General features: G+C 51.8%; 8 protein-coding genes. 4 read left to right on the forward strand and 4 right to left on the reverse strand.

The genetic code is table 11. From position 1 onward, the window contains the following. Window positions 1-3 precede the first annotated feature (3 nt). Entirely contained in the window at window positions 4-450 is a 447-nt protein-coding gene (locus P8N76_04625; GenBank protein ID MDG2380936.1) for a redoxin domain-containing protein, read from the reverse strand. Window positions 451-1,530: 1,080 nt separating this feature from the next. Between P8N76_04625 and P8N76_04630 the strand changes: the two genes are divergently transcribed. Then, window positions 1,531-2,547 (forward strand): metallophosphoesterase, encoded by a 1,017-nt coding sequence (locus P8N76_04630; protein MDG2380937.1) that lies wholly within the window; start codon window positions 1,531-1,533, stop codon window positions 2,545-2,547. Window positions 2,548-2,664: 117 nt separating this feature from the next. Further along, the gene (locus P8N76_04635) at window positions 2,665-4,227 is read left to right on the forward strand and encodes a glycerophosphodiester phosphodiesterase family protein (GenBank protein ID MDG2380938.1); all 1,563 of its coding nucleotides are present in this window, start codon (window positions 2,665-2,667) and stop codon (window positions 4,225-4,227) included. Window positions 4,228-4,858: 631 nt separating this feature from the next. Here P8N76_04635 and P8N76_04640 read toward each other — a convergent pair. From P8N76_04640 to P8N76_04650, 3 genes are all read right to left on the reverse strand, one after another. After that, a complete protein-coding gene (locus P8N76_04640; protein MDG2380939.1) occupies window positions 4,859-5,332 on the reverse strand; it encodes a hypothetical protein in 474 nt (157 codons plus the stop codon). Between the two features lie 593 nt (window positions 5,333-5,925). Next, complete coding sequence (locus P8N76_04645) at window positions 5,926-7,365, reverse strand: DUF1501 domain-containing protein (GenBank protein MDG2380940.1); 1,440 nt, start codon at window positions 7,363-7,365, stop codon at window positions 5,926-5,928. 3 nt (window positions 7,366-7,368) lie between these two features. Beyond that, a complete protein-coding gene (locus P8N76_04650) occupies window positions 7,369-10,605 on the reverse strand; it encodes a DUF1553 domain-containing protein (protein ID MDG2380941.1) in 3,237 nt (1,078 codons plus the stop codon). On the opposite strand from P8N76_04650, the gene P8N76_04655 reads away from it, so the two are divergent. Together P8N76_04655 and P8N76_04660 are read left to right on the forward strand one after the other, a co-directional pair. Next, the gene (locus P8N76_04655; GenBank protein ID MDG2380942.1) at window positions 10,604-10,954 is read left to right on the forward strand and encodes a hypothetical protein; all 351 of its coding nucleotides are present in this window, start codon (window positions 10,604-10,606) and stop codon (window positions 10,952-10,954) included. The two genes, P8N76_04650 and P8N76_04655, sit on opposite strands and share 2 nt — an antisense overlap. 211 nt (window positions 10,955-11,165) lie before the next feature. After that, entirely contained in the window at window positions 11,166-12,551 is a 1,386-nt protein-coding gene (locus P8N76_04660) for a mandelate racemase/muconate lactonizing enzyme family protein (GenBank protein MDG2380943.1), read from the forward strand. Window positions 12,552-12,609 lie beyond the last annotated feature (58 nt).

Consider the following 12,609-nt stretch of genomic DNA (forward strand, 5'->3'; position numbering starts at 1 on the left):
CGCTCACTTGGCCGAGTCGATCTTTAGCTCTTTCAGCTTCTCGATGATCTGCTCACCATGAGAGCCTGCTTTGACTTGCTTTTCAATCGCCAGAAGTTCTCCGTCTTTGCTGATGAAAAAAGTCCAGCGCCGGGGGAAAGCACGGCCATCATCGGTGACGCCGAAGCTGCGTGCCGTGTCTCCTGCTGGGTCGCTGAGGATGGGATAGTCCAGGTCGAGTTCTTTTGCGAATCGGGCGTTATCTTCAGCGCTGTCGCAACTCGCAGTGAAATAAGCGATGTTGTATTTGCGGAGGGCTTTACCGCTCTCACGGAGCGATTTGCATTGGGCCGTTCAGCCACCGGTAAACGCTTTCGGATACCAGGCAATCACGACTGCCTGTTTTCCCTTGAAGTCCGATAGCTTGTACGTCTTTCCATCACTTCCTTTTAACTCGAAATCGGGAACCATATCCTTCACCTTGATCGGAGTCACCTCGGCCGTGGCAGAGGGACTAAATAAACTGGCTGAAAAAGCAACGAGTCCTATACTCAGTGCAAAACGCAACATCGCGTGGTCTCCTCAAAAAAGGATCGCTTTACGACGGAACTGTCTCCGCCGGCGGTAAGCAGTATAAACGTCTTAATCCAAGCTGGCCAATCAGATCGTCTGATCTTTTTCTCGTCCGATGCAGATGACGTGTTGAGAGTCATTGGTCTCTGCTAGGGACACCCTACCCATCTGAGATGAATTTCGTCAGATTCAGGATGAACGACTCTTTTAATAACTGGCCGTTTTCCGGAGTGACGGTGCCGGATTTTGTCTCCCGCCAACTGGTGACGAGGGCTCCTGGTCATTGGTGGCGAGGCGGGCGGCTTGAATGACTTCAAATCGGGAAATGAAGCCAAAAACGTGCTCAGCTTCCACCGAAGGAACTTGAAGTAGTTCGATCCGGATTTCGAGGCTCAATGTCTGATTTCTAAATTTCGTCGATGCGTTGACATTGGTTTGTGCGGCCTTGTGAACGCGATGAATAGATTTGTGTGGACCCGAAATGTCGCTTTGTTGTTCGCGAGTTGCGCTTGCACAAGATGATTGCTGCCAATCGGTTGACGACGACTGCTGAGATTGAAATCATACGGCGTTCCATGGATCGGAGTCCTCTGCCTGTTATTTAGCTCATGCTTCCGCGAAGGATGTATGAGTCGCAGGGGGGCAGCGGATGGAAATTCCCGTCGGAGCGGAAGAAGTGTGTTTCCTGCCGATCGGATCGGTATCGCAGTCAGTTCGGAAACGCTGTTTGCTTTTCTAGAGGGAAGAAGCTGCATCCGATCCATGGGGGGAAATCAAGCTGCTGACTTGATTACCAACCCTACTTTTCTGTCGCGATGGCCGGCTAAAGGAATTATATTGACGAACGTTGCTGGTGTTCGTTTCTGACTGCGGTTGGAAAAGGGGCTGGCGTATTCCGCGAGAAAAAGATGGGTTCATGAGCTTACCCCAGTCCGACGGTTTCGTTTCAACTGCCAGCTATCATTTAAGGAAGACACGATGCAACGTCATGGAATAACACGTCGTCGTTTTGTAAACCTAACGGCATTGGGGGCAGCCTCCACTCTCTTACCGATCTCCGCGTTGGCCGACGAGGACGCCTCTGAACCATTGCGGTTTGGGGTGATCGCCGATGTTCACAAAGATGTGATGCATGATGCGGATCAACGATTACGCTTATTCGTCGAAGAAATGAAACGTGAAAAGGTGGATTTCATCATTCAACTTGGTGACTTTTGTGTGCCCATCGATGCAAACTTACCGTTTCTCAAAATCTGGAATTCCTTTTCAGGTCCCCGATATCACGTGCTGGGCAATCATGATACGGACGGTGCTGGAGATCATCCGGACCGGTTCAAGCGATCTGAAACGGTCGAATATTGGGGGATGGAAGATCGTTATTACTCGTTCGACAAGCAAGGGATTCACTTTGTGGTCTTGGACGGAAACGATCAGGGGCCGGGCCAGCAACCTTATTACCGCTGGGTTGCCGAGGATCAACTCAAATGGCTCACAGCCGACCTCGAAAACACCCAATTGCCGACGATCGTTTTCGTTCATCAAAGTCCCGAGCGACCTGAAGATGGCGGTCTGGAAAATGGCAAGCAGGTTCAGGAAATCCTTGAGCAGGCAAATCAGAATCAGGCGCGTAAGAAAGTTGTGGCTTGTTTGAGTGGACATCATCATCGAGACTACCTGCGCCAGATTAATGGCATTTTGTATTCTCAGATCAATAGCGCCTCGTATTATTGGTTAGGGGGCAACTATCTTAAGGTTCGTTACAGTCCTGAAATTGATAAGGCTTACCCCTACATCAAATACACGGTTCCTTATCAAGACCCACTTTTTGCAGTCGTTACCTTGGATAGGGCACATGGCTTCCTGCAAATTGAAGGGCGTCGTACTGAATTCGTGGGGCCATCCCCTTGGGAACTCGGCGCGTCTCGTGAAGAACTGGATGCTGCCACCTTAATGCCCAGAATCTCGAATTGGAAAACCCCTGTCGGGATGATTTAAAGAGATTGATAGGTAATCTTGTTGGACGTGAGATGAAGTGGGTCAATAAGTATTCTCCCATCGCCTCACGCGATTGGTGACAGTTGAAAACACGACGACCGCGAAGTAGGAAATGGAATGAAATGTCGACTCGTTTTTGTCTTGGTAGCTGTCAGCGTGTTGGGCATCTTCGATCATGCAGTCGCCCTGGAAGGACTGATTTGGCGCCAGACCGATGAATTAATGGCTGCCGAAGCCTTCCAGGCCGCAGCTGCTGACGCGAAATACGTGTATGCCATCAGCAGTCGAACGGTGGCCAAATATGATCGGTTGACGAAACGAGAAGTCGCGACGAGTCGCGGGGATGCAGCACATTTGAATAGCGGTTTTCTCTGGAAGGGGAAATTACTGTGTGCCCATTCGAATTTTCCGCGATTACCAGAACAGAGTGAAATCAAATCGCTCGACTTGAACAGCATGCAGTTGTCGACCTTCCATCAGTTTTTACAGCCGCCTGGTAGCCTCACCTGGGTCGTTCGTCACGCCGGACATTGGTGGTGCAATTTTGCGCATTACGGTGCGAGGAACTCCGAAACCTTGTTGATTAAATTTGATGATGATTGGTCTGAGAAAGAACGTTGGACCTACCCGATTGCGCTGATTCGACAGCTCGGTCGCTTTAGTCTCTCCGGTGGAATTTGGCGAAATGAACAGCTGATTGTGACTGGACACGACCGGAATGAGTTTTATCAATTGAAGTTACCTAAGAGCGGCGACGTGCTGCAATGGATCGGAACGCAGGAGATACCATTTACGGGACAAGGATTCGCGCAAGATCCGTTGACGGGTGGATTGATAGGGATCAATCGAGCCAAGCGATGTGTCGTGTTTGCTGAAGCGGAAGATAAGTCAACGCAAACTGGAGTTCGTATGCCTGATCGCGGTATTTGCGCTCACCGAGGTGCGAGTGATACGCATCCGGAGAACACTTTGGCGGCGTTTCGTGAAGCGATTCGTCTAGGCGTGGCGATGATTGAGTTTGACGTCGCGTTTAGCAGCGATGCCAAGTTAGTACTGATGCACGATGGAACCGTCGATCGGACCACGGATGGAACCGGTCCTGTCTCGGACTTGACCTTGTTGGAACTCAAGAAACTTGATGCGGGTTCCTGGAAGGGGTCCCAATTTGCAAATGAACGGATTCCCACGTTGGAAGAAACTCTTTCGATCATGCCAACCAACATCTGGCTAAATGTTCATCTCAAGGGGACGCCCGAACTTGCGGCCGCTGTCGCTGCTGAAATGATTGAAACTGGCCGGTGGAATCAGGCCTTTTTGGCATGTGGGACGGAAGCGGCTCGTGCCGCCCGTCATGTCGACAAAAGAATCAAGATTTGTAATATGGATCGCCAGGCAAATTCGTTGAATTACATTCGTGAAACCATTGCCATGAAAGCCGAGTTTATTCAGCTGTTGGGAGGCGAATCCGTCGATCCTGATCACACCGCGTTGTTGAAGCAACATGGGATTCGTATCAATTACTGTTGCGCGAATGAAGCCAGTAAGATTAAGTCACTCTTTCGGTCGGGCGTCCAATTTCCACTTGTCGACCGAGTTGCTGCGATGTTAAAGGTGGCTGAACAAAGCGGTGTCAATCGCGTTGGAACGCAGCGACTCTTTCGTGGCCCATCTCAGCCCTAGTTTCGGTTGGGTTCGCTAATCAGATTCGCAACACAGTATCCAACGCACTTGATTGCCGGCTGTACCTGAATTCTACTCCGCGGACACGATCATCCATCACTTTGGAATCCGGTCTAAGAGACCCCGCTTGCGTGCTGGATCGACGCGAGTGATGCATGACAGAGTTTCGTCGATCGCTGCGAAAGTCTTCAGGCCAAACCGTACCGTTTTTGCGGAGGATTGGGTGGCGGAAATCTCATTAGCGAGTTTGTTGAATGATTCCCTCGATGCCAGCTGCCGTAGTGGAAGTGGTCGGATGATTGACTCGGCAATGCGTACGCGGTTCTCATCGAGTTCCTAGGTGTTGGGTCACATTTTCGATTGTTTCAGATGTCGCTGCTGTTTTCTGAATTCCTGCCACCGCATGTCTGAGGATCCGACTGGAAACTGTGGCATCGGATCAATGTCGCACGACAACTTGTTTTGCACTTTCGTTTGAACTTGTTTCGCCTTAACTGAGAACCCATCCCAGCAACGTTGGTGCGATCAGATCCTGGCCGAAGCGTTGCTAGTTGATCTGAAGGATTTTCCAGGGTGGGGCGATGGTATTTGCTCGTAGAGCACCCGCCTCCTCGTAAAGGCCCGCAGACACTTACGATGAGGTGGCCAAAGCGCGAAACATGAACGGAAGCACCGCGATCAAAAGAGCAATGACTCCCAGCGGACGCGTCAAACCTCGCCAGCTTCGATTACCATCCTGCCACGCCGAATGGACGTGGTTGATTGACGACAATGTTAGAAATACGAGGAGTACGGAACAGATCGCTGCTTCGGCTTGGGGGCCCCAGTTCATGGCAAAGACGGCAAGGCTCACGATGGCTACTGAGAGGTTGTTGAATGCGGACTGCCGCTGGTAGGGACCCGGATCTGAGTAACCGGAAGCCGATGCACCTTGTTTGCCAAAAAACAGACTTTCGATCCCGGTCATTCCGGCGATTGAGGCCACGACACAAACCGATAGCCAATGGAACGCTCGTTGCGGATCGGACGGTTCGCGAAAAGCCAAACAGAAGCCAATGAAAACACCGCTGAATCGTGCGATTTCAAGAATTTGACTGACTCTCATGTTTGTGTTTTTCATTTCTGGGGCGCAGGCCGTTAAGGACAAAAATCTAGCGTCAGCATCCTTCGTTTTCAGCCCGTTTGCAAGGTCTGGTACGCACTCATCGTGTCTACCAGACCTCGTCTCGTGCGAGTTTCTCGTGATCTCTCGGCAGACTGCTTTCTCCCGCAGTGCTTTGGCATCACTCTGATGTCAGCTCGTCTGACCCCAAATTTAGCTTCGAATTAGTAAATCCCTGTCACTCATAAACCGCTGGCAATCTCCTGTCACTTACAATCTGTTGTTTGTGGCAACCTATCAACCGTTTCAAAGTAGTTCTTTCGGATTACTCTCGGGGCGAGAGGCGTGTCAGGAATGTTTGTGAATCGCATCAAGGGATTTTGTGATTGCAAAACTGAAAGAGAAGATGCAAATTCGTCTGCTTCGTGACGAAAGACAAGTCTAGAGATTAAAGACAAGTCTAGAGATTATCGCGAGCGAGAGGATTTCATACTTCAATCTTGTCCAGAATGATCCTTACTGCACAATGCCGGGTGAGCGATTTTCAACAGAGATGTAGTTCATCACGTTGAGATGCCGGTAACAGTAAACTTGTGCTAAGCGAGAATTCCATCGACTAACTTACCGTGGACGTCAGTCAGGCGGTGGTGGCGACCTTGGAATTTAAAAGTTAACTGTTTGTGATGAATTCCCAAGCAGTGCAAGATGGTAGCATTCAGATCGTGAACATGAACAGGATCTTGGACGATGTTGTAGCTGTAATCGTCTGTTTTCCCGAAGGCAGTGCCTGCTTTGATTCCAGCGCCTGCCAGCCAGACTGTGAAGCAGCGAGGATGGTGGTCGCGTCCGTAGTCATCGGCGCTCAAGCGCCCCTGACAGTAAACTGTTCTGCCAAATTCACCTCCCCAAATAACCAGCGTGTCTTCCAGAAGGCCGCGTTGTTGAAGATCCTTAATCAGACCGGCGGAAGCGCGGTCTGTGTCTTGGCATTGAGTCCCGATTTTTTCTGGTAACTGAGTGTGTTGGTCCCAGCCACGGTGAAAGAGTTGGACGAATCGTACATTGCGTTCGCAAAGGCGTCGAGCAAGCAGACAATTGAACGCATAGGTTCCCGGTTTTTTTGCATCTTCCCCATAAAGATCAAACGTATGAGGCGATTCGTCGGAAATGTCAGTCAGTTCCGGCACCGACGTCTGCATCTTGTAGGCCATCTCGTATTGGGCGATCCGTGTGCTGATTTCGGGATCTCCCGATTCAACTAGTTTTTGTTCGTTGAGTTTCGCTAAATCGTCGAGGAAACGTCGCCGAAGATTCGCATCGAGTCCCTGAGGATTCGAGAGAAAGAGAACCGGATCGCCCACGGATCGAAACTTAACTCCCGCATAGCGAGTGGGGAGAAAACCACTCCCCCACAACCGCTCGTAGAGGGGTTGGCCGCCACTGCCGGAAACCATCGCGACGAAGCTGGGCAGATTGTTGTTGGCGCTCCCCAAACCGTAGGAAAGCCAGGATCCCATGGACGGTCTGCCGGCAATCTGAGAACCGGTTTGGAAGAACGTAATTGCCGGATCGTGGTTAATAGCTTCGGTGTGAAGTGATTTCACGAAACATAATTGGTCGGCGATTTTGGCCGTATGGGGCAGCAGATCACTGATCCAAGCACCAGATGCCCCACGCTGTGCGAAGCGAAACTTGGAGGGTGCCACGGGAAAGCTTGATTGTTTCGAGGTCATGCCCGTCAAACGTTGGCCCTGTCGAATCGAATCGGGCAGTTCCGTCTCTCGCAGGTTGGTCAATTTCGGCTTGTAATCGAATAAATCAAGTTGCGACGGAGCACCTGATTGAAATAAATAGATGACGCGTTTTGCCTTTGCCGCAAAATGAGGGGCATGGGGGAAATCGCCGTCGGCGTCGGTCGGCGATCCCTGTGCTGTGCTGGCATTTAGTAATGAGGTCAATGCGGCCACGCCGATGCCGGTTTGACCAAAGAAGTGGCGGCGCGTCGTCGTGAGCAAGTGGTTCTTCAGGGGATGCATGAGTTATTCCTTGGTCAGGACTTCGTCCATGTTCAGGATTAAGCTGGCGACCGTTGTAAGTGCGGCGACTTCTTCGGCTGTTAAAATTTTGTTTCGCGGGAATTCACCAACGCCACAGAGTTCTTCGGCAGCTTGTGGTTTTGCACAGAACGCTTGGTAATAATGCTGATGGCCCTGCAGCAAAACCTTTAATTCAGCTGGGGTCGGTTCGCGTGCTGTCGCCTGGCGAAACATCGTTCGAATTCGTTCTGTGGGCGTCTCGTTGATTTTGACCATGACGCTTTCTGCGAAGACACGTGCTGCTTCGACAAATCCTTTCTCGTTCATTAAGGCCAGAGCTTGCAGCGGTGTGTTGGTACGGGAACGCTTGACCGTGCAGGCTTCGCGGGCGGTTGCATCGAGCGTCACCATCGTGGGCGGGGCGACGGTGCGTTTCCAGTAAGTGTAGAGGCTGCGACGATAGAGATCGTCACCGTGTGATTGTTCATAATCCGTGTCGGTGGCAATTTCTTTCCAGAGTCCGGCGGGTTGGTAGGGTCGGACCGATGGCCCTCCCAAGCGATGTTTCAAGAGTCCGCTGACTGCAAGGGCTTGATCTCGCACTGTCTCCGCCGGTAAACGAAAGCGGGGGCCACGCGACAAAAGTCGATTGTCGGGATCTCGAGCACGCATTTCGGGAGTTGATTGGGACGATTGCTGATAAGTTGAGCTCATCACGATCAGCTTTTGCAACGCTTTTACGTTCCAACCGTTGCCAACAAATTCAGTGGCGAGCCAATTTAATAACAAAGGATGGCTCGGTAACTCGCCTTGCGCTCCGAAATCTTCTGTCGTACTCACAAGGCCAATGCCGAAATACATTTGCCAAAAACGATTGACTGCCACTCGCGCCGTGAGCGGATGATTTCCCGAGACTAACCAGCGGGCAAAGCCAAGGCGATTCTTAGGGGCATCGGCGGGTAGGTCGGGAAACACTGCAGGAACGTTGGCTGCAACGAGCGCGATTGGTTTGTCGTATTGCCCCCGAGAAAGGATGTGCGTTTGGCGAGGTGTGGTTCGTTCTTGCATCACCATCAAAGTGGGGATACTCGCAAGAAAATCCTGCCTGGATTTTTGAAGTTGCCGAAGCCGAGCGTGCGCTTCGCGTATCGGTTCAGGAGCCAGATGTTGAATAAAGTATGCCCTGAGTTTGGCGATCTGTACCTTCGTGCGTTCGGCAAGAGGGATCGCCAGGATTTCGGCAATTGTCTGTGCGGTGGCGACAAGTTGCACTTCCGTGGCGGATAGGTCTCGTTCGTAGAGTCTCACGTCATCAATGGCACCAGAAAAATCCTGGCTGCCACCACCGATCCGTACGGGTTGTTCAACGGCCGCAAAGGTTTGATTAATAAAGTCTTGGTTTACTTGCTGTGGTTCAAGTTGACCGTCAATGTAGATTTTGATCCCGTGGGATGTGCGCGAACCATCGTAGGTAATGGCGACATGTTGCCATTGATTTAAGGTAAGTTGACGAACGCTTGCGATGCGAATCGAGTCGTCGAGCCAGCGTTTGACTAGATTGACTTCAAGTTGTCCATTCTGTAGATGCACGTAATAACCATCAGATTGCGCCTCCGGTGTCATGCGAGAAATAATCGTGCCGGTGTCTTGGGTAGGAAATATCCAGGCCGACAACGAAAAACGATCAAAGTAACTGAAGTCGGCGAAGTCACCTGCATCGATGTGGTATTCGCCATTGAATTGAGCACTTTGATTGATAGGCCCTTGGACAAAGCCTCCTCCGGGGCCATTGAAGCCTGCTTGATGAGAGCCAGTAATATCGTTTTTTACGTTCCCGTCCAGCCGGAAATGTCCAATAAGGCCTTGAGTAACGGTCCAATCACTGGCGATTTTTCGGTCAACCTTTGATTCCCATGCAGCAAGTGCGGAATCCAATGGTGCGGACAACTCGTCGACTGCTTGTAACGATGTCTCAAGTTCTCGGTCAATGTTTGCAAGTTGTTTTCGTTGTGGGTTGGTAGGGGCCTTGATGAAGGGCGGGGAGTTGCCTTCTTTGATGGCACGGCCGTATTCTGGAATGTTGTTGAAGAAGGCAAAGGCTTCATAAAACTCCCGCTGTTTCAGCGGATCATATTTGTGGTCGTGACATCGGCTACAGCCGATCGTCAATCCCAACCAGACGGTGAAGGTGGTATCGACTCGATCGACGACATATTCCATTTGATATTCCTCTGGAATGATGCCACCCTCTGCGTTGCCACGATGATTTCGATTGAATCCAGTCGGAATGAGGTGATCTAAAATGTCTTTTTCGAAGACGGCAGCGCCGCGCCACGCCGGTCCCTGACCAACGTTCTCGACCTTCGTGAACTGTTTCAGGCGGTCAGGGTCGATCAGTAAATCGCCGGCCAGCTGTTCAATCGTGAATTGATCGTAGGGCATGTTTTGATTGAAGGAATCGATGACCCAATCCCGCCACCGCCACATGTATCGGGGACCGTCATTTTGGTAGCCGCTGGTGTCGGCGTAACGAGCCGCATCCAACCATAGCAATGCCATGCGTTCTCCGTAGCGTGGAGAGTCGAGCAAACGGTCCACGACTTTTTCGTAAGCCAGTTCGGATTTGTCTGCCAAAAAGTTGTCAATTTCAGTAAGCGTGGGTGGCAAGCCAATTAAGTCGAGGCTGACACGCCTTAGGAGTTTGGTGCGGCTGGTCGGTTCGGCAGGCTGCAAGCCGCGCGCTTCGAGTTGCGCTAGGACAAAGTCATCAATAGGATTTTTCCGCCACTGACTGTTGTTGGTGGCAGGATGTTCTGGGCGAACCGGAGCCACAAAGGACCAGTGTTCCTGCCAGGCAGCTCCTTCTTCGATCCAACGCGTGAGGAGTTGGATCTGGCTATCGCTTAAACGACGGTCTGCGTTCGGGGGAGGCATCTGGTAGTCGGGATCATCTGACGTGATACGGCGCACCAATTCACTCTTTGAAGCATCACCGGCAACGATCGGTTGATCGTCGCCGATTTGAGCAAAAGCGCCCTCCTTCGTATCCAAACGGAAATCAGAAACACGCTGATTCTCGTCGGGGCCGTGGCAATGAAAGCAGGTGTCCGAAAGTAAGGGGCGAACTTCTCGACTGAAGTTGACCGTTTTCACTTCGTCAGCATCCAGCCCATGATCAAGCGTCAAGCAAGAAATCAAAGCAAAGATTACGCAGCAGTTCCGCGGTTGAGGAAATGACATGGTAGAAGTTTCAGTCCAATCAAGGAAAGATCATAAGGAACCTCGCAACAACGCTAATTTTGTCACAGGACTTTTCGAAAGTCGAGTTAGTGTCGGCGAGGAAGTGAAAGATACTCACGCAACGGGGACTGGAGGGGAATCGGAGACTGGGACGTTTTCTGACCATAAAGCTGCGATTCTGGTGGAATCTTGTTGCACCATTGGAAAAACGCGACAGGGGGGGGGCGACAAGAGCTGCCAAGAGTTGGACGAAGACTGCCTTTGTGCCGGTATTGATTTGACGCAAGAGGCCTCGGTGTTGCACAATTTCATCCAGGCAGGAGCCGCATCTGGTATCGAACCCAGTTAGGACCCCATCTCGCCCGTAAATAGCCCCCTTCGGTGAAGGCAGACGACATGCCTAGCAGACATCGGCGTATTCTGATCGAGTTCACTAAGTACGAACGCGGATCTTTCATCAGATTTTGTCACGAGATGTTCAGGTTTGCCTGGACGTCGGAGGCCTCATCGCGCGGACCCTTACAAGTTCGGCTACGACTCATTGGTCAAGAGAAACGATCATGTTGACTCGCCGCCAGTTTCTCGCCACGACCGCCGTCGGTGCGGCATCTTGCTATCTCCCCCGCCGCCGACTCTGGGCAGAAGACCCTGCGATTGAAAAGAAGATGAAGGGGGCACGTTCTGCGTTGCGAATTTCGGAGATCCAAGCTCACGAAGTTTTGCTGCCTTATCATCCATACAACGCATTGAACCTTCAGCGTTACCATGGTCCTGGCATTCAGGTTCGCAGCGTCTTCGTCGTGAAGACGAATGCAGGGTTCGAGGGCATTGGCGAGAACTGGGGGCACTCTTACCTGAACGATGAAGAGATCGCCAAATATCTCGGCACGGATCCTTTTGACTGGGTCGGTGATCTGAACTGCCTGCCTCTGAACATGGCAATTTATGATTTGATGGGCAAGTTTCTTGAACTGCCCGCCTGGAAATTGATTGGACCGAAATTTCGATCACGCATTCCCGTCGCAGCCTGGACCGTTTCGCTACCCCCGGAGGCGATGGCGCTCGAGGTGAAAAGCGTCTCTGAACGTGGTTACCACTGGCTCAAGTACCACGTGGATGAGCTCCAGAATGTCATTGATCAAACCATCGCGATGCAAGATGTGGCCCCCAAGGGCTTTCGGGTTCATTACGATTTCAATGCCAATTCGACATACGAAAGAATTCAACCCTTAATCAAGAAGCTAGAAAAGTTTCCGATCGTCGGACGCATCGAGGATCCCATTGTCACCACGGATCGATCCGGATGGAGACGTCTGCGCGCGAAAACAAAGTTACCTCTTCTGGTGCATCACGGCCCGGCGGATTTTATGATCGACGGCCTCTGCGACGGACTGATGGCGGGGCATGCGCCGATCGGTGCCGCGGCAAAGGCGGCGGCGGTGGCCGAGGCAACCGAGCTCCCCATCATGCTCCAGCAGTGTGGCGGCACGATTAACCAGTCTTTTCTCGCCCACGAGGCGGCGGTCTTCAAGATGGCCGCGATCGACCATGTCAACCTGGCGCACCTATGGGCTGACGATGTTACCGTGGAGCGAATGCCGGTCGTCGACGGACACGTCACCGTGCTTGAAGAGCCGGGGCTCGGTTTGACGATCGACAAAAAAAAGCTTAAGCAGTACGCTCGCAAACGAGCGCCTGCTCAAAAGCCCTTTTTGGTTCGCATTCGCTATCAAAGTGGCCTCACAATCCTCTGCCGCCACGATCCCAAACCTGGCTCACAGGACAATCTTCGCCTGCTGGAACGTCTGTTGGGTAAGCCGATTCCGGGGCCCACTCCCGGCTATGACAACGACGTCGCGACCGACTTTTGGGACGATGTGGACTCTCCCGAGTTCCAGCAGCGGTGGAAGGAGACAGAGACTGGGCCGCTGGTCATTGGTTCTTGACGTTATCGGTCTCCAGGAAGGTGCGATCCCTGTCAAATCGTGCACCGCAGGTTTCAAA

This window comes from Pirellulaceae bacterium, assembly GCA_029243025.1.
Lineage (GTDB): Bacteria > Planctomycetota > Planctomycetia > Pirellulales > Pirellulaceae.